At 42.9% G+C, this 25746-nt stretch carries 24 protein-coding genes and 2 pseudogenes; 8 read left to right on the top strand and 18 right to left on the bottom strand.

Annotated features, from left to right (window positions below):
* Window positions 1–260 precede the first annotated feature (260 nt).
* Window positions 261–1181 (top strand): alpha/beta hydrolase, encoded by a 921-nt coding sequence (locus ACEYW6_RS02030; protein WP_412978413.1) that lies wholly within the window; start codon window positions 261–263, stop codon window positions 1179–1181.
* 57 nt (window positions 1182–1238) lie between these two features.
* Here ACEYW6_RS02030 and ACEYW6_RS02025 read toward each other — a convergent pair whose 3' ends face one another.
* The 3 genes from ACEYW6_RS02025 to mnmE all read right to left on the bottom strand — a co-directional run bounded on the left by ACEYW6_RS02025 (window position 1239) and on the right by mnmE (window position 3893).
* Window positions 1239–1556 (bottom strand): hypothetical protein, encoded by a 318-nt coding sequence (locus ACEYW6_RS02025; RefSeq protein ID WP_412978412.1) that lies wholly within the window; start codon window positions 1554–1556, stop codon window positions 1239–1241.
* Between the two features lie 62 nt (window positions 1557–1618).
* Window positions 1619–2389 (bottom strand): SDR family NAD(P)-dependent oxidoreductase, encoded by a 771-nt coding sequence (locus tag ACEYW6_RS02020; protein ID WP_412978411.1) that lies wholly within the window; start codon window positions 2387–2389, stop codon window positions 1619–1621.
* A gap of 109 nt (window positions 2390–2498) precedes the next feature.
* Window positions 2499–3893, bottom strand: coding sequence for a tRNA uridine-5-carboxymethylaminomethyl(34) synthesis GTPase MnmE (mnmE, locus tag ACEYW6_RS02015; protein ID WP_412978410.1), 1395 nt, complete (start codon window positions 3891–3893; stop codon window positions 2499–2501).
* A gap of 224 nt (window positions 3894–4117) precedes the next feature.
* Here mnmE and ACEYW6_RS02010 point away from each other — a divergent pair, with 224 nt between their 5' ends.
* Window positions 4118–4318, top strand: coding sequence for a hypothetical protein (locus ACEYW6_RS02010; RefSeq protein ID WP_012410641.1), 201 nt, complete (start codon window positions 4118–4120; stop codon window positions 4316–4318).
* A gap of 43 nt (window positions 4319–4361) precedes the next feature.
* Here ACEYW6_RS02010 and ACEYW6_RS02005 read toward each other — a convergent pair.
* The 10 genes and pseudogenes from ACEYW6_RS02005 to ACEYW6_RS01960 form a co-directional block, all read right to left on the bottom strand.
* A pseudogene (locus tag ACEYW6_RS02005) lies at window positions 4362–4657 on the bottom strand (Uma2 family endonuclease); the annotation flags it as partial.
* 110 nt (window positions 4658–4767) lie between these two features.
* On the bottom strand, window positions 4768–6165 hold the full coding sequence (locus tag ACEYW6_RS02000) for an alkaline phosphatase PhoX (protein WP_412978409.1): 1398 nt from the start codon (window positions 6163–6165) through the stop codon (window positions 4768–4770).
* 395 nt (window positions 6166–6560) lie between these two features.
* Entirely contained in the window at window positions 6561–8192 is a 1632-nt protein-coding gene (locus tag ACEYW6_RS01995) for a mucoidy inhibitor MuiA family protein (RefSeq protein ID WP_412978408.1), read from the bottom strand.
* 132 nt (window positions 8193–8324) lie between these two features.
* A complete protein-coding gene (locus tag ACEYW6_RS01990; protein ID WP_412978407.1) occupies window positions 8325–9266 on the bottom strand; it encodes a LysR substrate-binding domain-containing protein in 942 nt (313 codons plus the stop codon).
* Window positions 9267–9520: 254 nt separating this feature from the next.
* On the bottom strand, window positions 9521–10282 hold the full coding sequence (locus ACEYW6_RS01985) for a BMC domain-containing protein (RefSeq protein WP_190891128.1): 762 nt from the start codon (window positions 10280–10282) through the stop codon (window positions 9521–9523).
* A 56-nt stretch (window positions 10283–10338) separates the two neighbouring features.
* Complete coding sequence (locus tag ACEYW6_RS01980; protein ID WP_412978406.1) at window positions 10339–11112, bottom strand: transferase; 774 nt, start codon at window positions 11110–11112, stop codon at window positions 10339–10341.
* A gap of 181 nt (window positions 11113–11293) precedes the next feature.
* Window positions 11294–13303, bottom strand: a complete 2010-nt coding sequence (locus ACEYW6_RS01975) for a ribulose bisphosphate carboxylase small subunit (protein WP_412978405.1) — start codon at window positions 13301–13303, stop codon at window positions 11294–11296.
* 94 nt (window positions 13304–13397) lie between these two features.
* Window positions 13398–13700 (bottom strand): EutN/CcmL family microcompartment protein, encoded by a 303-nt coding sequence (locus tag ACEYW6_RS01970; protein ID WP_100899927.1) that lies wholly within the window; start codon window positions 13698–13700, stop codon window positions 13398–13400.
* Between the two features lie 6 nt (window positions 13701–13706).
* Entirely contained in the window at window positions 13707–14051 is a 345-nt protein-coding gene (locus tag ACEYW6_RS01965; RefSeq protein ID WP_039748664.1) for a carbon dioxide-concentrating mechanism protein CcmK, read from the bottom strand.
* A gap of 94 nt (window positions 14052–14145) precedes the next feature.
* Window positions 14146–14454 (bottom strand): carbon dioxide-concentrating mechanism protein CcmK, encoded by a 309-nt coding sequence (locus ACEYW6_RS01960; protein ID WP_190891121.1) that lies wholly within the window; start codon window positions 14452–14454, stop codon window positions 14146–14148.
* A gap of 659 nt (window positions 14455–15113) precedes the next feature.
* Between ACEYW6_RS01960 and ACEYW6_RS01955 the strand changes: the two genes are divergently transcribed.
* From ACEYW6_RS01955 to ACEYW6_RS01940, 4 genes are all read left to right on the top strand, one after another.
* Complete coding sequence (locus tag ACEYW6_RS01955) at window positions 15114–16970, top strand: NAD(P)H-quinone oxidoreductase subunit F (RefSeq protein WP_412978404.1); 1857 nt, start codon at window positions 15114–15116, stop codon at window positions 16968–16970.
* A 139-nt stretch (window positions 16971–17109) separates the two neighbouring features.
* On the top strand, window positions 17110–18612 hold the full coding sequence (locus ACEYW6_RS01950) for an NADH-quinone oxidoreductase subunit M (RefSeq protein WP_412978403.1): 1503 nt from the start codon (window positions 17110–17112) through the stop codon (window positions 18610–18612).
* A gap of 113 nt (window positions 18613–18725) precedes the next feature.
* Window positions 18726–19856: a CO2 hydration protein gene (locus ACEYW6_RS01945; protein WP_412978402.1), complete on the top strand. Its 1131-nt coding sequence runs from the start codon at window positions 18726–18728 to the stop codon at window positions 19854–19856.
* 25 nt (window positions 19857–19881) lie between these two features.
* Window positions 19882–20751 (top strand): oxygenase MpaB family protein, encoded by an 870-nt coding sequence (locus ACEYW6_RS01940; protein WP_412978401.1) that lies wholly within the window; start codon window positions 19882–19884, stop codon window positions 20749–20751.
* Between the two features lie 39 nt (window positions 20752–20790).
* Here the strand turns inward: ACEYW6_RS01940 and ACEYW6_RS01935 are convergent, their stop codons facing one another.
* A complete protein-coding gene (locus tag ACEYW6_RS01935; protein ID WP_412978400.1) occupies window positions 20791–21492 on the bottom strand; it encodes a Uma2 family endonuclease in 702 nt (233 codons plus the stop codon).
* 159 nt (window positions 21493–21651) lie between these two features.
* Here ACEYW6_RS01935 and ACEYW6_RS01930 point away from each other — a divergent pair, with 159 nt between their 5' ends.
* Both ACEYW6_RS01930 and ACEYW6_RS01925 read left to right on the top strand, forming a co-directional pair.
* Window positions 21652–22677 carry a serine/threonine protein kinase gene (locus ACEYW6_RS01930; RefSeq protein ID WP_412978399.1) on the top strand — a complete coding sequence of 342 codons (1026 nt, stop codon included), beginning with the start codon at window positions 21652–21654 and terminating at the stop codon, window positions 22675–22677.
* Window positions 22678–22737: 60 nt separating this feature from the next.
* The gene (locus ACEYW6_RS01925) at window positions 22738–24138 is read left to right on the top strand and encodes a serine/threonine protein kinase (RefSeq protein WP_412978398.1); all 1401 of its coding nucleotides are present in this window, start codon (window positions 22738–22740) and stop codon (window positions 24136–24138) included.
* A 175-nt stretch (window positions 24139–24313) separates the two neighbouring features.
* Here the strand turns inward: ACEYW6_RS01925 and ACEYW6_RS01920 are convergent, their stop codons facing one another.
* The 4 genes and pseudogenes from ACEYW6_RS01920 to ACEYW6_RS01905 form a co-directional block, all read right to left on the bottom strand.
* Window positions 24314–24544 carry a hypothetical protein gene (locus ACEYW6_RS01920; protein ID WP_412978397.1) on the bottom strand — a complete coding sequence of 77 codons (231 nt, stop codon included), beginning with the start codon at window positions 24542–24544 and terminating at the stop codon, window positions 24314–24316.
* Window positions 24545–24610: 66 nt separating this feature from the next.
* Window positions 24611–24745, bottom strand: a complete 135-nt coding sequence (locus tag ACEYW6_RS01915) for a hypothetical protein (RefSeq protein ID WP_412978396.1) — start codon at window positions 24743–24745, stop codon at window positions 24611–24613.
* Window positions 24729–24929: pseudogene (locus tag ACEYW6_RS01910) on the bottom strand (type II toxin-antitoxin system HigB family toxin); the annotation flags it as partial. The pseudogene ACEYW6_RS01910 and the gene ACEYW6_RS01915, both read right to left, overlap by 17 nt.
* A gap of 137 nt (window positions 24930–25066) precedes the next feature.
* Window positions 25067–25429, bottom strand: coding sequence for a hypothetical protein (locus tag ACEYW6_RS01905; RefSeq protein ID WP_069071529.1), 363 nt, complete (start codon window positions 25427–25429; stop codon window positions 25067–25069).
* Window positions 25430–25746 lie beyond the last annotated feature (317 nt).

Here is a 25746-nt window from a genome sequence, read left to right as displayed (position 1 = left end):
TCAGCTAGGTTTTCCTGAACAGATTCCCTAGAAGAACTTTTGATAAAAACCTCTTTGAATTCATGAATAAATCATAATTCTTGAGGTCATATTATTAACCAACCCACGGTTAGAAGCTGTGGAATTATTTTATCGATATTTTAAATACATAAGGATAACTCAATTCACTGTAATTATTCCCATAGCCAGAAGCTATTTTTACTACAATGACTGTTGACATGTTAGTAACTTGCTGGGAAAATACGTAAAAAATTAACCCTATGATTGACCATAGTGATCGCGTAGCGTCTCGTAGAGAAGGCACATTCCAAGGTGTTGGAGGACTTGACCTGTATTACCAAAGCTGGCATCCAAAGGGTAAAGTACGGGCAATATTAGCCATTGTGCATGGACTTGGAGCGCACAGCGATCGCTACAGTAATGTAATTCAGCATTTGATACCCAAACAATATGCTGTCTACACCTTAGACTTGCGTGGTCATGGACGCTCACCAGGTCAGCGAGGCTATATCAACGCTTGGAGTGAGTTTCGAGAAGACTTAAAAGCTTTCTTAGAGTTAATTCAGACTCAGAATTCTGGATGCCCAATTTTTCTCTTGGGTCATAGTTTAGGTGGGGTGATCGTTTTAGATTACATTCTGCGCTATCCCCAACAAGCATCAGTTTTGCAGGGTGCGATCGCTTTAGCGCCAACCTTGGGGAAAGTCGGGGTTTCACCTATCCGGGTACTTTTAGGAAAAATGCTCTCACGGGTGTGGCCGCGTTTCACCCTGAATACAGGCATTGACCTGAGTGCTGGTTCACGAGATCAGCAGGTTTTAGCTGCCTATGCCCAAGATAAGCTGCGACATACCCTTGCCACAGCCCGTCTAGCTACTGAATTCTTTGCAACAGTTGATTGGATTAATGCTCATGCAGGTGATTGGCAATTACCATTGTTGATTCTCCACGGTGGTGCAGACCGAGTTGCTTTACCTGCGGGAAGTGATATCTTTTACCAACGGGTAAAGTGCAAAGATAAGCTAAGAATTGAGTATCCGGGAGCCTATCACGAAATTCAGAGCGACCTCAATTACCCTGAGGTAATGGCTGATTTGGAAGATTGGTTGGAGCGACACCTACCACCTGAAACAGCAAAGTTAGCACGGGGAAGCACTGAGTTAGAGTTTCCCAGTTCTTAGCTTTCAGTACTGAGGCTTGATCACTGTATCTTACCAGAGCGATCGCATATTAAAGAGTCAGTTATGTATATTATCTGAAAAATATGTTGCTGAGGATACAGAGTTTTTGCCAACCAAGATAGGTTCTCCCTTTACTCCTCCACGGGTAAGAGTACAAATTTTATAAAGGTTTTCGCACTCAAATATTGCCATAACTAACTCTTTCCCGGTTTGATAAGAGGATGGTAAGGGTTTACCTACCTCGCATTCCATATCAATTTCGCGATCGCGCCACTGTAACTTCCAAATACGCTTTTCGGTTATTGGTGCTTTCACAGACTGAGCGATCGCACTATACACCTGCTCTGCTTTGATATCATCCTTAGCTGCTGGCACAAAAAACTTCATAGGCTTTGGTTACAAATAACGTAAATTTCACTAGCACCAGCGTAACGCAGTTACCAAGGCAATCTGCTTCCATCCCACGAGAAAAACTGTCCACTATCGCCTTCTTGAAGCTGTTCGATAACAGTCAGTAATTGGATAACGGTGCGTTCCACTGAGAATAATTTTTCCGCAGCTACATTTCCCTGGAAAGGCCGGGAAAGACGCGTATCAGTTGTACCAGGATGCAATGTCACTATGAATGCTTTAGGACAGCTTCTTTTATACTCAATTGCCGCAGTTCGCATCAACATATTGAGTGCTGCTTTAGAAGCGCGATAGCCATACCATCCACCAAGTTGGTTATCGCCAATACTGCCCAATTTAGCAGAAATAGTGGCAAACACGCTGCGTTCTCCATGACGGAATAAAGGTAATAGATGTTTAGCTAGCAAGACAGCACCGATACTATTTATCTGAAAGTAGCGCAGCAAATTTTCTGAATTTATCTGTCTTAAGCTTTTTTCAGGTTGCAAAGTATCTTCATGCAATAGTCCTACACAGTTGACTACCAAATGCAGTTTGTCAACTTGGGTACGTATTTTTTGAACAGCTTCAATAATCTGCAACTCGTCAGTAATATCCATCTTAAGACAAATTAATCGCCCAGAATGTTCGCTTGCAAGAGCTATTAAATCAGAGGCTGACTCTGGTTGACGAGAAGTTGCATAAACTTTGGCTATTCTGTCATCTTGTAGCAATTTTTTTACAAAACCCAAACCAATACCTTGGCTGGCTCCCACAATCAATGCATTGACAGGATTAACTTCATTGATCAAAGACATATAAACTTAGGATTTGACAATAGTAACAATTAATACAAATTAGGATAGATATTGGGTTTGGTTTGCTTCACCAACTTAGTAAAATTAGCAAAATTAGAATTATTTTGGTTTATTTACCAATACAAAATTTGCTAAAAATTTTATCTAAAACTGATTCCGTTACTTCTTCACCAGTAATTTCTCCTAATGCCTGGATTGCACCACGTAAATCAATTGTCCAGAAATCAAGAGGGAGTTGCTGGGCAATTGTTACCTCTACTTGTTCCAAGGAAATTTTAGCTTGAGTTAAGGCTGCTGCTTGCCTTTGGTTAATGGCTAAATCCATATCAGCAGCTTGGATTTTTTCAGATTTAATTATCTCTAAAATTGCTTTTTCTAAACTATCAATGCCTTGATTTTTGGCTGCTGCTGTAACAATTTTAGATTTGGAATTTGGAATTTGGGATTGAAGATTTTTTCTTTCGTATTCTTTTACTAAATCGATTTTGTTAATAACTAGAATTAATGGACGGTGTTGCACTTGTTCGTAAATTTCTTGATCGCCTTCTGTCCAACCTGCTGAAGCGTCGATGGTAAGCAAGACTAAATCAGCTGCATTGGCGGCACGACGCGATCGCTCTACGCCAATTTTTTCCACTTGGTCTGTGGTTTCCCGAATCCCTGCTGTATCTAGGACTTGTACGGGAATTCCCCCGACAACTAACTGAGATTCCACCACATCGCGGGTTGTACCGGGTAAGTCAGTGACGATGGCGCGATCGCTCTGGCTCCAAGCATTCAATAAGCTCGACTTACCCACATTGGGCCGCCCAACAATTGCCACTTTTAAGCCAGTGCGTAGCAACTCACCTTTGTCTTTGGTTTCTATTAAACTAGTGATTTCGGCGGCAATTTTCTCGATTTCTGATATTATTGCTTTATCATCCAACGGAGGAAGGTCTTCCTCAAAATCGATTCGAGCTTCGATTTCTGCCAAAATATCTAAACAGTTGGCGCGTAACTGGCGGATCGGATGAGCTAATTTCCCCTGCAAACCAGCTAAGGCAGTTTGGGCAGCTTGGGGCGATCGCGCTCCCACTAAATCAGCAATACCTTCAGCTTGAGTTAGATCCAATCGTCCATTCAAAAATGCACGGAGAGTAAATTCTCCTGGTTGGGCTAATCTAGCGCCGTTTTCCAGACACAGTTGTAATACCTGCTGCACTGCCATAATTCCCCCGTGACAATGGAATTCCACCACATCTTCACGGGTGTAAGAACGGGGTGCTTTCATAATCAACAGCAGGGCTTCATCTACCAGTTGTTGCGTCTGGGGATGTCGAATGTAACCGTAGAGAATCTGGTGACTTTCCCACACTTGTCGCCCTGGTGTGTGAAAAAGAGTTTGGGCTAGAGCCATTGCTTGAGAACCAGACACCCGCACAATACCAACACTACCTTGTTGAGGGACAACAGCAGTAGCGATCGCAGCGATAGTTCCAGTAGTAGCAAAAACTTCTGACATGAGCGCCTTTCATAAGAGTGAGAAGTTAGGAGTCAAAATCATAACTCATAACTGATAACTTTCTAAATGGTAAGTATTTAGACTAATGGGATGGCAACTGGCAAGGTAAAATTTACCTGGAGGATAATGCCTGATAGTAAAGAGTTAAAGGTGAAAATTATAACTCCTGTACAGACGCGATTAATCGCGTCTCTGCTCATAACTTTTAAAGAGAGGAATTTATTGTGGAGCAAAAAATTAACTGCGCTGTAGCCTGTGTTAACGGCTGTGTTTTAGGGGATAAATGCCCCAATATCGAGTTTAGAGAGGCCGCTGCAAAATTTATTGAAGAGACTCCCTTAGACAAAATGTTGGAGTTGGCACAAGAACGCCTGCGGAAAAAAATGACAGAACCACCAAAATGGGTTTTTCCTGAAGATCCATAGCATTCGCGCCAACAGGCAAAAGCAAGACAGCGCGGAGGTTAAATAGTGTTTGGGGATCTATATTTAATTCTCGCAGTTTTGCCGCCAAGCGATCGCTGCATTGTTTCTCTTGGTTAGCGCGTTGCTTTTGTTGTTCAGCCTGTTGGGCAACTTCTTCTGGTGCCGGAACTAGTTCTCCTCCAGGCGTAAAAAAGCCTAACTTTTCTTGATAAGCACCTAAATATAAACCTAGCTGTTGACTTCACAACCAGCCTTGTGGATTGGGTTCCAACGCTTGATATTCACCATCAAGCGAATGTAACCCTTCAAATTCTAAGGTTTCTGGTCAAACCAGAAGTAAACATATTGTCTTCTTACAATCTTAACCAAAACCTCGCAGGAATAGGGCTACTCCAAGAATAAACTGGAGCACCCCTGCAAATGATCAAATCACTTAGATGTAACTAATCTTATGTTCGGTTTCTGCTCCAAGGGCCCCAAATCGCACAGGTAATTCCAGGACTCTGGATATTGACAAACATTGTGCGGTCATCAGGTGAGAAGCAAGCACCCGCGAATTCACTGCCGTTAATAGCATTTGCTGCAAACCTATACAGATCGCCTTCTGGGGTAACGCCGATCACGAATTCAGTATTGCTACCGTCTTCGCACAAGAAGATATCTCCAAAAGGAGCCACAGTAATGTTATCGGGGAAATTGAGTATATTCTCTGCGGGAGACTCCACAACCAGGGTGATAGTACCACTGTTGGGGTCATTATTGTTAGGTTTATAAGCAAAAACCTGCCCTTGCCCTGCATCGCCACCACTGCTACAGGTAAAGTAGATTAAGCCATTGCCATACCAAGCACCTTCACCACGTGCGAAGATGGCTGCACCCTTATCTTGCCCCTGCTGCCGCACGGAAGTAGCAGCACTATTGCTAGCAGGATCAACATTATCAATCTTTACCCACCTAACTGATAATGGTTGATTTTTATATTGAAGAAAATTCCTGCGAGTATCTTGAGGAGCACCTTCAATAACCAGGGCCTCAAGTATTCCATCACCACGAGTTTGAAGATCGCCATATTTAGTAGGACGGACATCAGCACGGAAGCGATAGAAGCAGCTAGCTCCGTCATCTTCAGTTTCATAAATCCATCCGCTTTCTGGATCAACTGCGACAGCTTCATGGTTAAAGCGACCCATTGCCACAAGGGGAATCGGATCGGCAACCTGAATGTCGGCTGTTGCTGGAACCTCAAAGTTGTAGCCATGCCTTTTCATAGCTCCACCCGTTCCAGGAAGAGTCAGATTTTCTTCACAGCTAATCCAGGAATCCCAAGGAGTCGGTCCTCCAGCACAGTTACGAATAGTCCCTGCTAGAGAAACAAATTGCTTTCTCACCCGACGGTTAGGGCCTACAACAATCGTCGTTGTACCTCCTCCAATCTGGTCATATCGCGGCAACACATTGAGTCCATTAGAACTAGGACTTAGCTCATGATTTCGCACCAGAATTGTAGTGTTATTAGGCCCAGCAAAGGCAGCCATCCCATCATGACCACCTGGTACTATTGTCCCATCATCCATAGGTTGCCCAGTAATCGATATTGCGGTGTAGTTAAAACCGGGGGGAAGTTCAAGCAGGGGAGTAGTCCCCAAGTTAATTCCACTACGAACAACACCAACAAGTTCATCCGCATTTTCTGGCATTTTTGGTGTTAATGGGCCGTAACCACCAGTTAATCCGACAACTTGGCCATTAGCACGTCTTGCATATAAGGCTTCCAGAGGAGAAAACATCGTAACACCGACAGCACTCGCGCCAGCCAATGTAAAGAAGTTACGTCTTGATAAATTCATTAGTATACTGTCAGCAAAAGTTCAGAAACCTAATGAATGGTAAAAGTTTGCCTTTAAGGTATTATTAAGAAAGCGTTAATAAGAACTTTTAGACATAAAATTGCTATGCTGTTAGTAAGCAGCGTTTAATGAAAATAGGAGCTTCAATTCTTTAATTACAATAGAATTTTTGCAAAAAATTTTTGTAGTGTTTTTCAAACTGATATTATTACATTTGCAATCTGCTGTAATAAAAATGAATGTTTAAATAAACAATATAGCGATTCTCAAATGTATGAAATACGCTGACAAACATCTCAGGAGTCAGAATATTCTGACTCCCGTCTTCCCAAAGCAGAGCCTATTGCATCCAATTAAGAACTGCTATAATATTCTGTTCAATGCTCATGTTGATTCTAAATATCTAACCCAACCACCATTAAGTCAGGTGGATGTTCAACATTGAACTGGTAATATATCTCTCTTCTTTCTTGTGCTAGAAGAGTTAACTGCCATTCTAAAATCCCCATTTCACCAAGTTGAATTTGCGGGTTGCTGCGGCTGAGGCGCACCTTAATTTGCTCGTTACGGCTAACCGGCAATTGTTCAGTTAGTTTTAGATTTACTTCTTTGTCTAGTAAGTTAGTAATGAACAATCGATAGCTATAAGTAATCCGGCGCTGGTTGCTAATCAATCTTTTGTCTACCAGACGCTCAACTAAGTCGCGCTCTATTTTCAACCCTTCATCAATTCCTAAGTTCAGTTTGAACTCTTGCTCTGGTGCAATATTTTCTAACTTAGTTGTTCCTATAAAAACATTGTCGCGGAAAATATTGGCTTTGCCTGGTAACAGAGTTGCACCGTTGGGACTATTTTTTACATTGGCTTGCAGATAAGCAAAACTTACTAAGCGTGGCATTGCCAGATAATCGAAGCTACAAGGATAATCATCATTGAAAATTGTAGTTTTATGAGGTGCGCCATCACTAGGAATATTACCGCCTCCATTCAATTTAAAGGTAACTACACTTCCTTCTTTGGATACTTCTGCTGTAACGGTTTCTGCTGGAATGAGACTATCCTCTGCAACTTCATCTTCTCCTTGCCAATCTGCTCTGGCAGCAGGAGCAGCCTGTTCTGCGATGGTAGGCAGGAGTGGTGGCTGGGCAGAAAATCGTCGTTGTCGTACTAGTTGTGGACGTGGGGCATCAATATACCAGGGTTCAAGTTTGGGTGGAAGTGTACCTAATCCCGGTTTAGCGGTAGAAAGGGTGAGATTTGCACCAATCCAATCTTCACCAGTGCTTTGAGTGATTTCTGCAAGATAGCTCAGATGTACAATATCGCTGGTGGTGCTAAAGCGCAAGTCATATCGCGGACTCCAACTAGCACGATTTACTAGGTAGGAAAGCTCTAGCTCAAACTCGCCTTCACCTGCAACTTCAACTCCTACAACTAAGCTAAAACTCTCTTTGGGATGGGGTGTTTGGATTTTTTGCAACGAGGCGCGGAGTGCTTGCAGTTGTTTGTCTAATTCTTGCTGTTGGGTTTTACACTCCCCAGATGCGATCGCATATTCACTATACTGGCTTCCGAGAAAGTTCAAAAAATCTAAAGCTTCGCTGAGGCTGAGATTTTTACGGGATAAACTCTGTGCAAAGGGTTCTTCTGTTTTTTCACGTAAGCCTGCAATAAAACTAGATTGCAACACTAAAGCATCTACCTGGGCTTGCAGGTGGCGTTTTTCTGCTTCTAGTTGCTGAATTTGCCTTGTCAAATGTGCGACTCGCTCGGCTACTGGTTCAGTAGTGTAGATGCGATCGCTACTCACTCCCACCAAGCGCACCCCTACCGTCCCTTTACCGCTAACTCTGACAGACTCAGTTTCCAGAGTCTCTGGTACTGAGGTAATTATTAATTCTTGTTCAATTCCTGTTAAATCAATTACACCACGCCGTGTAACCAATGCTCTGTCAGAGTACACTGTAACAGCTACAATCTCGCTTTGTACTGTTTTGCGCCAAGACGGTATTTCCGGGTTAACCACTACTAGTTTTCCCCCATTTTTAATAATTCTGCTGGTTAATTGTCAATGTTTCCCGTCTAGCCGTCAACCCCTTTAGGTAATTCGTAATGATGCTCCAAGAATCGCTAACGTCATTTATAATTCCGAATTATTTTACCCGTGAGTTGGTTCAAGCGCACTAGAAGTAGTAGCAGTGTTGTGCTCTACAAAATTCTTTGCCGCACCAAGGAGATACTCATAATAGGTACGAGCGACGATAGATAGCTGCTTGCCAGCTGGGTAAACCATGTACCAATGTCGCTCAATGGGAAAGTGTTGTACATCTAGAATGCTAAACTCCGAAGCGTCTAACAGTAAGGTATGACGCGATAAAACCGAAATTCCTAAACCACCTGCGATCGCTTGTTTGATTGCTTCGTTACTTCCCAATTCCAGCTTGACTTTTACTGTCACCCCTTGTTCTTCAAATAGGTTTTGGACGGCACGACGAGTTCCTGAACCTGGTTCTCGCATAATAAAAGGTTCGTTAGACAGTCGTTGTATCGGAATATTTTTTTCTTTAGATAACGGATGATTAATTGGTGCAAAGACTATCAAAGGGTTTTCTAGAAATGGCTCGCAATTCACATCTATATTGTCTGGAATTTGACTCATAATATATAAGTCATCCAGATTATTACTCATCCGTTCCAAAATTTGTTCGTGATTCGTTACTTGCAGGGAGATATCAATCCCTGGATAAAGTTCGCAAAACGGCCCTAACAAACGTGGGATAAAATATTTTGCTGTTGTAATCACTGCCAAGCGTAATTGTCCCTGTTTTACCCCTTTTAAATCTGCTACCTTCATTTCATATTGGGCTATATTTTCAAAAATCTGCCGACAAGTGGCAAATAATTCCCGTCCTGCTTCGGTGAGATACAATCGCTTCCCCACTTGCTCAAATAATGGCAACCCTACCGATTTTGTGAGTTGCTTAATTTGCATAGAAACGGTAGGTTGAGTGAGAAACAATTCCTCAGCAGCGCGAGTAAAGCTACTGTGTCGTGCCGCCGCCTCGAATACCTTTAACTGGTGCAGCGTCGCTTGCTTCAAAGGTGATTCTCCTGTAAATAGCTATTCATAGATATAAAACTAGTATTACTGAGGGCTTGCAAATGATATAGCTATGCTCATAGAAAGCTACGAGTTTTATTATAGATAAAACTCTATTGTTCATATTAAAATAAAGGTATTTTACTTATGGATTTAAGAAGCTATTATCAGAACAACAAGAAAAGCGTAAGATGCCTTCCATCACCCGATGAATGCTGAATGATGAATAAGGCTTTTCCAAAATTCATCTATCATCATTCATCATTCCATAATTCTTCTGCAATTTTTGTAGGTAGCTTAGTTAAATCTGGTAATCTTAGCACCTCTATTTCGGCAACTTGCTCTTTAATATTCACTGGTAAGTTTAACGGTTGACGTTCTTCTATCCAGCAGCTTGCTAATGGCAAAGTTTGCTCCATTTCGTCTAGCGGTCGGGGAATTACCATTACTGCATTTAATTCCCCAATGCGTTCTGCCTCGAACATTCCCGCTTCCACTGCTACCGCCACATTTGCTACAGAACCACGAATAATGGCTGTACATAAACCCGCACCAATTTTTTCATAAGCTGCCAAATGAACATCAGCAGCTTTGAGCATGGCATCACATGCTCCTACCATCGCTGGAAATCCTCGCGTTTCTACCAAACCAATTGCTTGGTTACTCAGACGGCTGTAATTACCTTCCTCCATCAATTTAGTGAAACGGGTTGTGATGGGAAGTACTATATCTAGGTTTGGATAAGGTCGGGGAATCACCAAGCTAGAAACCAACTGACCAAACTGTTCAGCAGTTTGGACACCAGATTCTACGGCAAGACGCACGTCAGCAATCCCACCCCTGACGATCGCAGTACAATGCCCACTACCAATTTTTTCATACCCAATTAGGTGAACTCCTGCGGACTTTAGCATCATATCCGCTGTCCCAACTATTGCTGGAAAGCTGCGAGTAGATACTAAACCCAAAGCAGTGTCCTGCATGGTACTCATAGACCGTTGATTAGATGTTTCCATGTGAACTTTCCCAGATAATCACAAAGCTGACAACTTACAATTAACACTTACTCAGACTAATCGTCAGAGTTTGGGTCGTTCAAGGATTGTCTATGGGGAAACAATGTAGTCAACAGTCTGTGTATGCTCCCTTGCCCATAAATTTGAGTCCCGAAACCGTTAGAGGATTCTGTGGTTGGCTGATTGGGGTCTGAGTCATATTCTGTAGACTCTTGGGGGGCTTCTTGCAAGGTGGAGTCAGCATCATTGGTCGGTTCCTCTACGGGAGGAGACTGGCTTTCTGGAGTGGCGGGAGATTTAAAATAAGAAATCGACTTATTTTGTTTGAAATCCACAAAAGCTGAAGCTGAGAAGTTAGTTGAGGAAGTTACTTTTTCCTTAACTTCCCCTAAGCCATTTTCCTTTTCCTTCTGCGGTGTTGCACTTGTAGGAGTTTGGTTATTTGTAGATGGTTCCGGTTGCATTGTTTGAGCAATCTGTCGACTGGTGTCTCCTAAAATTGAACCAGGTGCAATTACTTGTCCAGGTTCAACTGAATAGTTAAAAACTGTTGTTGCTGAACCAATGCAAGCATTTGCTCCAATTTTGCCTTTGCCAACCATCAAAAAACCGGCTCCCAAGTTTGCGCCTGCTTCTACCTCTAGGGTTCCTTCATGGACTTGGAGAATTGCTCCCATGCCAATACAGACCCCTGGCCCAATGATGATCTTGCTGTTTACAGCTGCTTGGAGGATCACCCCAGGTGCAAGTACTGCGCTTGGATGAATAGTCACCTCACCACTAATGTAAGAATCAAAGTTATTGCTGAGGCGCAGTGACAGCACAGACATGGAAATTTTAACCTCGGAAGCCGGAAGAAATTAGAAAGTGAGGAGTTTGTCAGAAGTTATGAGTTAGAAGAAGTTATAAGTTGGAAATTTTTTAAGATTAGAGTTTTGATTCAAAGCTTATTCCTAACTCCTGTACTGACGCGATTAATCGCGTCTCTCCTAACTCCTAACTCCTAACTCCTTAAGGTCGTTGGATAATGGTTTCTAATACCCGACGCTTGGCTTTGGGGTCAATACCAATTAAGCGCACATATTCCCCTTGGTATTCGCCAAGGTGTCCTTCTACGGCTGCGATCGCTTCTCTTTCTGAAGAGGCTTGAATTTGACCAGTACTAGTCCAGGAACCAGTACGGAACCGCCGTTGGTCTACGTGTTCAAGGCTAATTTTAGAGCCGCCAGCTAATAATTGTCGGAGTTGATCTACTACTTCAGCACTCAAACGGGTACTGGTAGCTGTTGCTGTTGCTGTTGCAGAGGGTGCACTGTTAGTAAATGATTTCTGACTGCCAGAGGAGGCTACTTGACCATTTGGACGTTGGATAATGGTTTCTAATACCCGCCGTTTGGCTTTGGGGTCAATACCAATTAAGCGTACATATTCCCCTTGGTATTCGCCAAGGTGTCCTTCTAAGGCTGCGATCGCTTCTCTTTCTGAAGAGGCTTGAATTTGACCGGTACTAGTCCAGGAACCAGTCCGGAACCGTCGTTCATCTACGTGTTCAAGGCTAATTTTATACCCACCAGCCAATAATTGCCGGAGTTGGTCTATGACTTCTGTACTTAAACGGTTACTGGTAGCTGTTGCCGTAGCAGTAGCAGAAATTCCACTGCTAGTAAATGATTTTTTACCACCACCAGAGGAGGCTACTTGACCATTTGGACGTTGGATTATGCTCTCTAATACCCGCCGTTTGGCTTTGGTATCAATGCCGATTAGACGCACATACTCGCCTTGATGGCTTTCTATACATTCTTCCAAGCCGGAAATTACTTGATTTATGGAAGTTGCTTCAATTGGCTTGCAGCTAGTCCAGGAACCAGTCCGGAAACGGCGTTCGTCTACGTGTTCCATGCCAATTTTGTAACCACCTGCCAAAAGTTGGCGGATTTGCTCTACAGTTTCGCCATTGACTTTGCCACTGCTAGAGCCGTTACCGTTACCATTACCATTACTGCTGTAGCTGCCATTGCTATGACTACTAGCCGGAGCCTTAAAATTGGTAGCTGGTTTAAAATCACCATCCGGGCGTTGGATGATGCTTTCTAACACACGTCGTCTATCTTTGTCAATACCAAACAGCCGGACATACTCGCCGCTATGGTCTCTTACACAGCTTTCTAAGGCTGCGATCGCTTCACCGATGGATCTTGGTTCAATTGGTTGGCAACTAGTCCAAGAACCCGTGCGGAACCGTCTTTGGTCTACGTGTTCTGTACCAATTTTATATCCTTGTTCCAATAGATAGCGCACCTGCTCTATTGTTTCTGCACCCAAGCTATTGCTCGACACTTCACTACTCCTTTCTAGCTCTAAAACAGTAACACCATTACCTTTATAAGATTTAGTGTTCTCATCCCGAATTGGTGCAATACATTTGCTATCCGCAGCACAAAGATAACCAGCTCGCAGGGCCTGATTAATCCCAACCACATGATGAGCAAAGTCCTTATCTTGATCTTGCACATCTGGCAAGCGGTCAGCTTGCTGCTGGCTGGTAATTATCGCTCCCGAAGGTATATATTTACCTGAGGGAATTTCTACGTCTTGAATCAAAGCGTGCATCATCACGATGCAACCTGCACCCACTCTGGCATTAAACACAGTAGAGCGGAAGCCAATGAAGGAATTATCCCCTACATAAGCTGGTCCATGAATTAGAGCCATATGGGTAATGCAAGTATTTTTGCCAACCCACACCGAGTATTTATTTTGATCGTCTCCAATTACTCGACCTTGCTCTAACCCATGAATCACAACACCATCTTGAATATTAGTGTTTTCACCAATATAAAAAGGTGTGCCTTCATCCGCTCTAATCGTAGTCCCCGGAGCAACGATTACATTTGCACCTATCCGTACATCCCCAATCAGATTGGAAAACGGGTGTACAAAGGCAGTTTCATGGATTTGGGCTTCAGCTAAATTCCTCGACCACGGGGTTGGGGGTGCCGCCGTGCTGCGGACTGCCATTTCGAGATTCCTCCTGTATTAAGTTAGGAGTTACGAGTTAGGAGTTATCAGTTTTAACTTTTCACTCCTGACTCCTCACTTCTCTAACTGTTGACTAACGATACTGATCTTTTTTGCTGTAAATGAGGCGATCTTCAACGTGAATGGTATCTATGATCGCCACTACCACTGCATCTAATGGTCGCTGTTCATTGCCAATAACTTGACGAGCGGCACTGCCACGACTGACAAGTACCCACTCATCTACTCCTGCTCCCACACTATCCGCTGCTACCTCGTATTGTGGCAGGATGTTTCCGTCTTCATCTACTAATTGTAACAACAGTAGCTTGACACCTCGAAGACTTGGATCTTTTTGCGTGCTAACTACTGTGCCGCGAACTTTGGCGACTTGCATTACAAATTACGGTCTTCTACCGAAAGGACGAATTGCATTCACATTTTCCCGGAACTGCTCTACGTCTTCTGTATAACGAATTGGTAGGACGTATTCCAAGTTTTCGTGAGGACGAGCAATGATGTGAGTAGATAACACTTGTCCGCCGTTGACTCGCTTCACTGATTCAACACCAGCGCCTACGGAAGCTTGCACTTCCGACACATCACCCCGGACAATGACCGTAACTCGACCACTACCGATTTTTTCATAGCCTACTAGAGTAACGCGGGCAGCTTTCACCATCGCATCAGCAGCTTCCACTACCGCTGGAAAGCCTAGCGTTTCAACCATTCCTACTGCGATTGACATTAGTTTTAATCCCTATTTAAAGTTTTTAGCCCTGGACAAAAGCGATGCTCAAAAAGGTAAAGAGCATTAATTACTTTTTTTAAACAGCTTTTAGTTAGGTACGGAACTGTTCCACAGCTTCTGTGTAACGGATCGGCAAGACGTATTCCAGGTTCTCGTGAGGACGAGCAATGATGTGAGTGGATAACACTTCACCACCATTTACTCTTTTCGCCGCTTCAACCCCAGCAGCTACAGAAGCTTGCACTTCCGAAACATCTCCCCTAACTATCACGGTGACGCGAGCGCTACCAATTTTTTCATACCCTACTAAAGTGACACGGGCGGCTTTCACCATCGCATCAGCAGCTTCTACCACTGCTGGAAAGCCCTTCGTTTCAATCATTCCAACTGCAATTGGCATCGCAGAACTCCTACAAAATTAATGCAATCTGTACTGTCGTTTGAATTTTTTGACGGGGAGAGCCTGATCTTAGAGCTAAGAAAACACTTCCAAATTAAGCATAGGAAAGCTTGGCGTTCCTGGCAATATAAATTACTATAATAGTTTATGATAAGAAAGTTTTAAAAAACTTAACAAAAATTTATCTGTGTTTCTGAGTAATTAAAGTTCACTGATTCCTAGAGCAGCCACTTATGCTTTATAATTTCTTTATCACATTTACAAAACGACATTCATAACCAAGGGTAATTCCATCTGGCGAGGGACGAGCAGAGGCTGTATCTTTTACTGTCTCTATCTTTTCTCAAATTTTGCTATATGTACAAGGACTAGGTGAAAAATATATAATTTTTTCAAATATATCGTATAAAGCACTTTGCTCAAAGTAGAAATACAAATGTAAAAACGGTTGTGATGTTAAGGCAAGTAAATGCTTTTGCTTATGTAAAGTTATATTTTACTTATATTTAATAGGATAACGTTAAGTAAAAGTACTTCCGGGAATTTAATTGAAATAATAGTAAAAAAACATCAATGTTTTGGTAAATTAATTTTATTACATTAAATAATTGTTTTTAAAGTTTTTTTAAATCAAGGCTGAGTCATCAAGGTAAATTTAAATGGATCAATTTCTATTTTCAACAAGTTGGTTTGTGCCTTTATATAGCTTATTAGGCGCAATTTTGACGTTGCCGTGGGGAATAGGAATAATTCAGCGAACAGGACCAAGACCTGCGGCATACATAAACTTGTTGACAACCGTTTTAGCTTTTGTACATAGTCTGTCTGTATTTAACATTATCTGGGATAGAGAACCAGAAAAGTTACTGGTGCGGTGGTTCAAAGCTGCTGATTTAGACTTATCTTTTGCCTTAGAACTCTCAGCAGTCAGCATTGGAGCAACAGTTTTAATTACGGGGTTAAGCTTACTGGCACAAGTTTACGCTCTGGGTTACATGGAAAAAGACTGGTCGTTGGCGCGTTTTTTTGCGTTGCTCGGATTTTTTGAAGCAGCGCTGAGTGCTCTAGCAATCAGTGATTCTTTGTTTTTCAGCTATGCCCTTTTGGAAGTGCTGACGCTTTCAACTTACTTGTTGGTGGGATTCTGGTATGCTCAACCACTAGTAGTAACAGCGGCGCGGGATGCGTTTTTAACCAAACGGGTAGGAGACTTGTTACTGCTAATGGCAGTGGTGACGCTTTCCACCTTAGCTGGCAGTTTGAACTTTTCGGATTTATATGAGTGGGCGCAAACAGCTAATTTAAGCCCAATTACATCAACATTGCTGGGGTTGGCGTTAATTGCTGGGCCTGCTGGTAAATGTGCGCAATTTCCACTGCACCTGTGGTTAGATGAGGCAATGGAGGGGCCCAACCCTGCCTCGGTAATGCGGAACTCACTGGTAGTAGCTGGTGGTGCTTATTTATTGTATAAACTGCAACCATTATTAGCTTTGTCGCCAGTTGCCTTGAATGTATTAGTAGTCATGGGAACGGTGACAGCGATTGGGGCAACATTAGTATCCATAGCTCAAATTGACATTAAGCGATCGCTATCTCATTCCACCAGTGCATACATGGGGTTAGTGTTTTTGGCGGTGGGGTTGCAGCAAGGGGGTGTGGCCTTGATGTTGCTGTTAACTCATGCGATCGCTAAAGCATTATTATTCATGAGTTCCGGTTCAGTAATCTTGACTACCCAAAGCCAAGACTTAACAGAAATGGGCGGTCTTTGGTCAAGGATGCCAGCCACAACTACTGCCTTTATTGTCGGTTCAGCCGGAATGGTAACACTGCTACCTTTGGGAAGCTTTTGGGCAATGTTAGCATGGGCTGACGGTTTTGTGAATATTAGCCCTTGGGTGATTGGGGTTTTATTATTGGTCAATGGCTTGACAGCATTGAACTTGACCAGAGTATTCAGATTAGTTTTTTGGGGGAAACCGCAACAGAAGACCCGTCGCACCCCAGAAGTTGCTTGGCAGATGGCCTTACCAATGGTGATTCTCACAGTCTTCACTCTGCTTGTACCTCTGATGCTACAGCAATGGTACTTGCTACCAGATTGGGAAAGTATTAATTGGTATGTGGCGTTAGCGTTGTTTACTTCTACCGTCGTGGGGGTAGGTGTAGGTTCTACAGTTCATCTACACAAAGCTTGGTCAAGATCCAGAATCTTGGCGTGGAGATTTGTGCAGGACTTGTTAGGTTATGATTTTTATATTGACCGAGTTTATCGGGTAACGGTAGTAGGTGCAGTCGCACTGCTATCTAAAATCTCTGCTTGGAGCGATCGCTATTTAGTCGATGGTCTAGTGAACTTAGTTGGATTTGCAACAATCCTTGGCGGACAAACTTTAAAATACAGCATTTCTGGGCAATCTCAGGGCTATATGTTGACCATCCTAGCAGTTGTCAGCGTCCTGGGTTTTTTCATCAGCTGGTCATCGGGTTTACTAGATAAATTGCCTTTTTAAGAGTGCTGTTAGCGGATAGCTATGGTTTAATCCGTGCTGAGTGAGAAGTTAGGAGTTAGGAGTTAAGAGTTAGGGATTATTCTCTCCCTCTTTCCCTATCCCGTATCCCCTGTCCCCTTTCCCCTATCCCCTTCTATCTATGCTTAGTGTTTTAATTCTAGTGCCGTTAATCGGTGCAGCTTTAATTGGTTTCTCGCCCTCTGGCATCAGTGGGAAATTTTCCCGTGGGGTGGCTTTGGTCTTTGCCAGTATTGCCTTCTTGTGGACAATCATACTAGCAATTCAGTTTCATCCAGGGGAAATCACTCAACAATTTGCCGAGTCTCTCCCTTGGATAGATGTCTTAGGTTTGAACTATAACCTGGGAATAGATGGTTTATCTTTGCCACTGCTGGTTTTAAATGGATTGTTAACTTGCATTGCCATTTACAGCAGTGATGAATCCCTACAGCGTCCTAAATTTTATTACTCTTTGATATTATTATTAAGCGCTGGGGTGACCGGAGCTTTTCTGGCACAGGATTTACTGCTATTTTTCTTGTTTTACGAATTGGAACTAATCCCGCTATATCTATTGATAGCCATTTGGGGTGGGGCAAAGCGGGGTTATGCTGCAACAAAATTTCTTATTTATACCGCCGTTTCGGGAATCTTGATTTTGGCAAGTTTCCTCGGCATGGTTTGGTTGAGTGGTTCTTCTAGCTTTGCATTAGCAACTTTGAATCCTACGACTCTACCTTTAGCTACACAGCTTTTACTGCTAGGGGGAATTTTGGTAGGTTTCGGGATTAAAATTCCCTTGGTTCCCTTCCATACTTGGTTACCAGATGCTCACGTTGAAGCTTCCACACCAATTTCTGTGCTGTTGGCTGGAGTGTTATTAAAGTTGGGAACCTACGGCTTACTGCGGTTTGGTATGAACTTGTTACCAGAAGCTTGGGCTTATGTGGCTCCTTGGTTAGCGAGTTGGGCAGTAGTGAGTGTATTGTATGGTGCATCCTGCGCGATCGCCCAGACCGATATGAAAAAAATGGTGGCGTACAGTTCCATTGGACATATGGGCTACGTGCTTTTAGCTGCGGCTGCGGCTACACCATTAAGCGTGTTGGGTGCTGTGATGCAGATGATTAGCCACGGCTTAATTTCTGCCATGTTGTTTTTGCTGGTAGGGGTTGTGTATAAAAAAGCCGGAAGTCGGGATTTAGAAGTTCTCCAAGGACTGCTGAACCCAGAACGCGGTATGCCTGTAATTGGTAGCTTGATTGTTGTGGGAGCCATGGCCAGCGCTGGTATACCGGGAATGCTGGGGTTTATTTCCGAATTCATTGTTTTTCGGGGAAGTTTCCCAGTTTTTCCAGTGCAAACGCTGCTATCAATGATTGGCACAGGCTTAACTGCGGTTTACTTCTTAATACTTCTCAACCGTGCCTTTTTTGGACGCTTGTCTGCACAAGTTACCAACTTACCACGGGTGTATTGGAGCGATCGCGCCCCAGCTGCAATTTTAGCTGTGCTGATTGTGATTTTTGGCATTCAACCTGGTTGGTTAGTGCGCTGGACTGAACCAACAATTACAGCAATGGTGAATAGCCAAAACATAGTAGCAGTGTCTTTGGATAAAGCAATGGGAACTAGGGATTAGGGATTAGGGAATGGGGACTAGGGACTGGGGAAGAGTTTTCCCAATGCCCGATGCCCAACGCCCAATGCCCAATGCCCAATACCCCAATCCCTATACTTTTTGGAAAGATGGCAATGGTAACTATTAAAAAGAAAGCTACTCACAATCCCTTAGCTGAGTATATTGAACGTTTGCAAAAAGGAGAGGCATTACTCCCCGATACTCCAGAAAATGTGCTGGAAGTTGTTGGTATCCTTAAAAGCTATGGCGTAGTTTTAGATGCCTACTCAAAAAATCTTAACTATATTGCCGAGCATCAGTTTTTAGTATTTTTCCCATTTTTTAAATACTTTAATGGAGAGGTTTCTTTTCAGAAATTACTCCGTCACTGGTGGCATAACCGAATTAATTTTGAATATGCCGAATATTGCATGAAAGCCATGATGTGGCACGGTGGTGGCGGACTAGATTCCTATTTAGATACAGAAGAATTTAAAGAAAGAGCGCAAGCCGTTATCGCCGCAAAGTTTAAAAATAATCCTTTAATATCGGGTATTAACCAACTGTTTCCAGATTTCTTAACGGAACACTTGCGTGTCTCTGCTTACTACACTGGTTTAGGTCAATTCTGGCGAGTAATGGCTGATATGTTCCTCAACTTATCAGACCGCTATGACCGAGGCGAAATCAAATCGATTCCCCAAGTTGTAGAACATATTAAAGCAGGGTTAGTGGCAAATGCATCAAACCCAATTACCTACGCAGTCAAAATTCGGGGTGAAGTCTATGAAATCATTCCCAAAAGCGTTGGTTTGACCTTCTTAGCAGATACAGCAATACCTTATGTAGAAGCAGTGTTCTTCCGGGGAACGCCTTTCCACGGTACAGTTTCATACAATGCCCAAGGATATCAAATTCCCCCAGATCAAACTCGATTTCAATATGGCGCATTGTATGCCGATCCTTTACCCATCGGCGGCGCGGGTATTCCTCCCACTTTGTTGATGCAGGATATGCGTCATTATCTTCCAGAGTATTTGCATGAAATTTATCGTCGCAGTCTTCGAGGTGAAGATGATTTGCGGGTACAAATTTGCATGAGTTTCCAAAAATCGATGTTTTGCGTGACAACAGCGACGATTTTGGGACTGATGCCTTATCCTTTGGATACTAAAGATCCAAATGAGGAAAAAGGTAATCGAGTTTATTTAGAGAAGTGGATGAGTCGGTTAGAAACTTCGAGGTTGCTGGATGTGAATAACTAACTGAATTTATACAAAGAAATTTCAGATGCTTCTCAATCGCTATAAAAATTTTCAGCTAATTCAGCAACTTGATCCAGTGCAAGATCATTGCCGGATTTATAACTTGATGAATGGCTATGAGTTTCCTTGGGATATGACGCGATCGCTCGAAGTTGCTTTGATGCGAACTTACTGCGTTCCTAGTATTTCTAAATTGCTGAATCAGACAGGAGAATTTACCCATTGTCCGCAAAAACGCTACGATGATACGTCAATAATTGTTGGAGAGATGATTAAGTGGGGTTATGATAGCGATCGCGGCAAACAAGCACTGCAACGCATGAATGCACTCCACGGACGCTTCAAGATTGACAACAGTGATTTCCTGTATGTACTTTCAACTTTCATTTTCGAGCCTATCCGTTGGAATGCACGGTTTGGTTGGCGGCTGATGTGCGAACAAGAAAAATTAGCATCTTTTTACTTCTGGCGAGAAGTAGGTAAGCAAATGCAGATTCAGAATATTCCTGAAACCTACGAAGAATTGGAGCGCTATAACCTTGACTACGAACGCCAAAAATTTTGCTATTCAGATACAAATTGTCGAGTAGGGGAAGCTACACGCGATTTATTTTTGAGTTGGTTTCCTTCGTGGATGCGTTCTTCCATCAAGCCAGGTATCTACGCTTTACTGGATGACACAATGCTCGATGCCTTTGGTTTTCCCTATCCTTCGCCATTGTTGCGATCGGCTATGGTAAGTCTACTAAAAATCCGAGCCAAATTAATCCGGTTATTCCCACCTCGGAATCAGCCTAATTTTTATATTGACTCTCCTATCCCCAGCTATCCCACTGGCTATGAAATTGCAAATGTGGGACCAGCGGAAAATCTTAAGCAGCAAAGCTCTGACTAACTTGTTTAAGCGATTGGTTTCATACCTTCATCCAAAAATCTAGGCTTCTGGTTCGATACCTAGCGATCGCAATTGAGCAGTTAAGCGATCGGCTCTTTCTTCACCAGTCAATAACAAATTACCTTGTAAATCCCACCAGCGTAGCCAAGGTAATTCCATATTGTAATATTGTCCCTGCCAAATTCCTAACTCAACTCCTAAAGGATGTATGGGATAATGTCCGCGTTCATTTGCTGTTAATAACTGATATTGTCCACCAATTAATTCATAAACTTCTACGCTGGCTTTATTCACTTCATAAATGCCGTAGAAGGGAGGACGAATCACCTGCTCATAAATCCAAAATTTCCCCTTCCAAGGAGTTTTATCTCGCTCCTCACTACCATCGCCAGAGACAAATTCTAATGCAATCAATGGGGCAATAAACTCTCGCCAGAGTACATAAGACCTGCGCGTTTGTCCATCCAGGGTAGGCGGTACATTGCCTACATAAAACCAGTCAGGAGCTTCTGCGCCTTTTTCTGGAGGGTCAGTTATCCGCCAGTAGATACCGCTATCTTGACCAATACAGTATTGCCCATCAGGATGACGTTTTTGCAATATCGGTTTAATCGAGTCTGTTAATAAAATGCTTTGGGGATGCTCCTGAAAGTTTTTCACGAATGTACCGTCAGATTCAGGAAGCTGTGTATGGTCTGGGAACGGGGTGAGGGCGGTGGATGGATCGGTTGCAGAGGTCATAAGGCTACCTTTGCAGGAGTAAGGGTTGTTTTTTAGTTTAGCAAGCGTAGATGCGGAGCGGCTTGTTCTGAAACATGGCGCTGTTTCTGTCAAGCTAGACTCCAGTTCTTCAGGCTTTTTTATGTGAAAATTAATACAAAGATTTTAGGAGTTGCAAGGATGGCTTGGGCAGCAGGTGATCAATTGCAAGGTGGCAAATATACTGTTGAAAAGGAATTGGGAAGGGGACGGTTTGGTATTACTTATTTGGCAAGAAACAGGAATAGCGATCGCTTAGTCATTAAAACCTTAAATGATAATCTGCTCCAATCCCTTAGCCAGTCGGAACGCGCTCGATTAGAGACTATGTTTTGGCAGGAGGCGGTAAATCTCACCCGATGTCAGCATCAGCATATTGTGCAGTTCAGAACACCGTTTAAGGAAGGAGATTATCCGTGTCTGGTAATGGAGTATGTGGATGGAGTGAGTTTGGCTGACCTCCGTCCACCAAAACTTTCGGAACCTGACGCACTATGTTACATTCAGCAAATTGGGGAAGCACTGATAGTTGTACATAAGAATGGACTAATTCATCGGGATGTGCGTCCGGGAAATATCTTGTTGCGGAACCGAGAGGGTCTGTCAGAAGCGGTGTTAATCGATTTTGGTCTAGCTCTAGATTTTGACCATATCTTAACCACAAGCCGAACCAAGGAAGTGTCTGATGGATTTACACCCCCTGAACTTTACGCTAAAGGTACTATAACTCATGCGTATAGCGATATTTATTCACTGGCAGCTACGCTCTATAAACTTTTGACGGGAAAAACACCTGTCGATGCAATAAACCGCAAACTGAACGGTGAGCATTTGGTGTCTCCAAAAGACCTTAATCCTCAGATTAGCGATCGCACCAACCGCGCAATTTTAACAGGTATGAAGCTAGATCCTAAAGAGCGCCCTCAATCAATGCGAGAATGGCTCGACTCTTTGGGGTTAACAGGGGAAACTCCTCAGCCTGTTTCAACTGTACCCCCTCAGCCCAACCCAATCAATTGGACACATGTTATAGCTGCGATCGCTGCTTTTGGAGGTCTACTCGGAGGTATCGGAGCTATGGCTGGCTGGATTCCTATTTTTAAACCCTCTCCGTCTTCTAGTCCACCGTCGCTCTCTCCCAGTCCATCAACTAGCAAAACACCGTAGAATTAGCTAAACTTTCATTAAAATGCTGGCATTAAAGTAATTTTTTACTTAGAGGTATTCATGCCCTGGATAGCAGGACAACAATTGCAAGGTGGCAAATATGTAATTGAGACAGTCCTGGGACGGGGGGGATTTGGGATTACTTATAAGGCTTTGCATGTTGAACTCAACCAGACAGTTGTAATTAAGACACCTAATGAATATCTCAGTCACGATCCGGAATATGAAAAGTACATAGAGAGATTTACCCAAGAAGGGCGGACACTCGCACGCTTATCAGAAGACCCTCATCCTCACATTGTGGGAGTGATTGATTTGTTTGAGGAAGGTGCTACCCACTGTTTAGTGATGGACTTTGTTGAGGGAGAAAATTTGTTTGAGGCGGTGAGGCTTAAGGGGGCTTTACCAGAAGCGGAGATTCTACCCTGCATCCGCCAGATTGGGGAAGCTTTGAGCGTTGTGCATCAAGCAGGTTTAGTACATAGAGATGCCCATCCTGGAAACATCATGGTGCGGAAAAATGGCAAAGCGGTTTTAATTGACTTTGGAATCGCCAAACAAGTAGTTCCCTCAACTATTAGTTCAACTAACAAGGATGGTCATGAAGCCTTTGCGCCCTATGAGCAGAAGGTCAGAGGCAGTCGAAAACCAACAGTTGATGTTTACTGTCTAGCTGCTACACTCTATTATGCGGTGACAGGTAAACGTCCCACAACCTCTCTGGCTCGCAAGCTTGATAATGCTTCTCTGACTTCACCTAAACAATTTAATCCAAAGATCAGCGATCAATTAAATAAAGCAATTCTTAAAGGTATGGCGCTGGAGGCAGAAGACCGCCCTCAGTCAATGCAGGCATGGTTGGCAATGTTAGAAGTACCAAAAGCAATGCCTCTATCACCTTTTGATCCAGTTTATAGACAAGGAATTGTTCCTTCCAAAGCCAAGCCAAAGGCGACTCCAGATAAACTAGCTACTAAATCACCTGGAATAAATCGTTATCAACCAGCTACTAAATCACCTACAATTATTCGCTATCAACCAACTACTAAATCAGATAGAATTATTCCCTGGGTCAGGTTGGTTGGTATATTGTTTATCTACATACTTCTAGGCTACGCCTTGGCTCTTGCTCTCCATACAGCTCCGTTATTGCAGGTAGTTTCTATTGGGACTTTTGTTTGGGTTTTTGTTTGGGTTTTTGTTTGGACTGTGGCTGTTGCTGGGACTTGGACTTGGGCTAAGGTTTGTGTTTGGGTTGTAGCTGGGGCTTGGGCTTGGGTTGTGGCTTCGACTGGGGTTGGGGCTTGGGCTTGGGCTTGGGCTTGGGTTTTAGCTTCGACTGAAAGAAAATTAGAACAATCTTTTAACAATTTTCATACTTTTCTGATTTTGATTGGCACTTCTGGTCTAGGGTTGGGTTTGGGATTTTTAGGACATAGGATTTTTAATACAGGTTTATAGCTTTATCATCTAAAGCTAACTAGCAAAAGATTTCATAGCTGTTGTATTGGTTGGAGAAGCGATGTCTAAGGACAAGCCGCTGTGCGTCTACGCACCCTTCAACCTCATACCAAAATATTAAATTTCCGGCTCAATACTAAGCGCTGGTTTTAAGAGCATTCTTATGGAAGATAAGCTAGGTAAATAAACTGATATCTACATTAAAATAGTTCGCCAATGCTTCTGCTTGAGTTTTATTAATGGTGCCGCCATTAACAATTTGCAAGGCAATTTCCAATGAACCAATTACCTCAGCTAATGCTTCGGTTGTAATATCGCGTGCGTCCATTAGATGCACTAACATCGAATTGGGTGTACCTTGGAGAATTAGGTAATGCGTTTCTTCAAACTGCTCAATTATGCTCAATTAAAGTCACCAACAGTTGCAACAGCATTTCTTTTTCTGGTGTACGATTGGGACGATGTTCTAAGGTTAATGCGAGTGCGTAGACGCGTAGCGGCTTGTCTCTGACATCGCTTGTTCGTTTTCTGCAACCGTGGTAATGATTTTTGGCTGATACTCGGCTAGCAATTTACCATAAGATTCTGGATTAAAAGTACGGGTCATTTTTCGATTTATCCTTATCATATTCAGCGTGAGTCAGGACATATTTAATATAGATTCTTTGAGTTTCGTAAACAATATCAGCAATCAAACGGTAATTGTTTCCTTTAATATTAAATACAGTGAAGTTACTAACTGCTTCTGCTTTTGGATAAATAGCCTGAACTTCAAGCAGATTTTTCCATTCATGCATTTAAATTTACTCTGATTACGATTCTTAAATTTTCTCTCAAATTCAGGGTTTTATAAAGCTGCCACCTAACCAAGAATCTCCCGATTTGAATTCGGGAGAGTGTCAAAAAACCCCAAATGTATTGTCTTTGATCAAATAACAACCTCTTGCTTAGGCTTCCGCACTGGACGCTTGCGTTCGCTGCGACGAACGCCCCCTGCCATTTTGTACTCATCGCTATTCTTGCCATACTTTGCAGCTACACTGACTAACACATGTTCTGTTAGTTCCATCAGCGACTTTTCGGCTAATTCTAAGGCTCCCTGAGTTAGATCCACGGTGGAGAGGCTGGAGTTATAAACTTCCAACTTGTCCTGTGTTTTTTTGATGGCGGCGGCAAAGGTGTCAATAGTGACTCCATTACCTAAATCTAAGGTGGAACTAATCGATTTTAAAGCCGCAATCCGACGCTGTGCCCTATCAAGTACTTTAGACCCACGTTTTGGACGTGACATAAATAACTTTCCTTTTGTTAATCATGCACTAGGATAAAAACTGGCTTATATCCTTGTCTTTACACCATTAGGATAAACAAAATTGGGGTGATTAACACCCGCAATATTCAGTATTGTTTAAAATATTTAGCACAAAAAATATTATATTTATTGCGTGAATTTATTGATATTTATCCGAATTCAATAAACGATCGCCCAAATTCAATAGACGACTGCCCAAATTCAATAGACGACTGCCCGAATTCAATAAACGATCGCCCGAATTCAATAAACGATCGCCCGAATTCAATAAACGACTGCCCGAATTCAGTAAACGA

The sequence above is a fragment of the Nostoc sp. UIC 10607 genome (genome assembly GCF_047228265.1).
Lineage (GTDB): Bacteria > Cyanobacteriota > Cyanobacteriia > Cyanobacteriales > Nostocaceae > Nostoc > Nostoc foliaceum_A.
Note: the sequence above shows the minus strand (reverse complement) of the source record. Positions and strands in the feature narration are given on the sequence as shown.

Coding starts and splice junctions, on each gene's coding strand:
- ACEYW6_RS02030 (WP_412978413.1), top strand. CDS start 261: ATGATTGACCATAGTGATCGCGTAGCGTCTCGTAGAGAAGGCACATTC.
- ACEYW6_RS02020 (WP_412978411.1), bottom strand. CDS start 2,389: ATGTCTTTGATCAATGAAGTTAATCCTGTCAATGCATTGATTGTGGGA.
- mnmE (WP_412978410.1), bottom strand. CDS start 3,893: ATGTCAGAAGTTTTTGCTACTACTGGAACTATCGCTGCGATCGCTACT.
- ACEYW6_RS02000 (WP_412978409.1), bottom strand. CDS start 6,165: ATGAATTTATCAAGACGTAACTTCTTTACATTGGCTGGCGCGAGTGCT.
- ACEYW6_RS01985 (WP_190891128.1), bottom strand. CDS start 10,282: ATGGAAACATCTAATCAACGGTCTATGAGTACCATGCAGGACACTGCT.
- ACEYW6_RS01980 (WP_412978406.1), bottom strand. CDS start 11,112: ATGTCTGTGCTGTCACTGCGCCTCAGCAATAACTTTGATTCTTACATT.
- ACEYW6_RS01975 (WP_412978405.1), bottom strand. CDS start 13,303: ATGGCAGTCCGCAGCACGGCGGCACCCCCAACCCCGTGGTCGAGGAAT.
- ACEYW6_RS01970 (WP_100899927.1), bottom strand. CDS start 13,700: ATGCAAGTCGCCAAAGTTCGCGGCACAGTAGTTAGCACGCAAAAAGAT.
- ACEYW6_RS01965 (WP_039748664.1), bottom strand. CDS start 14,051: ATGTCAATCGCAGTAGGAATGGTTGAAACGCTAGGCTTTCCAGCGGTA.
- ACEYW6_RS01960 (WP_190891121.1), bottom strand. CDS start 14,454: ATGCCAATTGCAGTTGGAATGATTGAAACGAAGGGCTTTCCAGCAGTG.
- ACEYW6_RS01955 (WP_412978404.1), top strand. CDS start 15,114: ATGGATCAATTTCTATTTTCAACAAGTTGGTTTGTGCCTTTATATAGC.
- ACEYW6_RS01950 (WP_412978403.1), top strand. CDS start 17,110: ATGCTTAGTGTTTTAATTCTAGTGCCGTTAATCGGTGCAGCTTTAATT.
- ACEYW6_RS01945 (WP_412978402.1), top strand. CDS start 18,726: ATGGTAACTATTAAAAAGAAAGCTACTCACAATCCCTTAGCTGAGTAT.
- ACEYW6_RS01940 (WP_412978401.1), top strand. CDS start 19,882: ATGCTTCTCAATCGCTATAAAAATTTTCAGCTAATTCAGCAACTTGAT.
- ACEYW6_RS01935 (WP_412978400.1), bottom strand. CDS start 21,492: ATGACCTCTGCAACCGATCCATCCACCGCCCTCACCCCGTTCCCAGAC.
- ACEYW6_RS01930 (WP_412978399.1), top strand. CDS start 21,652: ATGGCTTGGGCAGCAGGTGATCAATTGCAAGGTGGCAAATATACTGTT.
- ACEYW6_RS01925 (WP_412978398.1), top strand. CDS start 22,738: ATGCCCTGGATAGCAGGACAACAATTGCAAGGTGGCAAATATGTAATT.
- ACEYW6_RS01915 (WP_412978396.1), bottom strand. CDS start 24,745: ATGACCCGTACTTTTAATCCAGAATCTTATGGTAAATTGCTAGCCGAG.
- ACEYW6_RS01905 (WP_069071529.1), bottom strand. CDS start 25,429: ATGTCACGTCCAAAACGTGGGTCTAAAGTACTTGATAGGGCACAGCGT.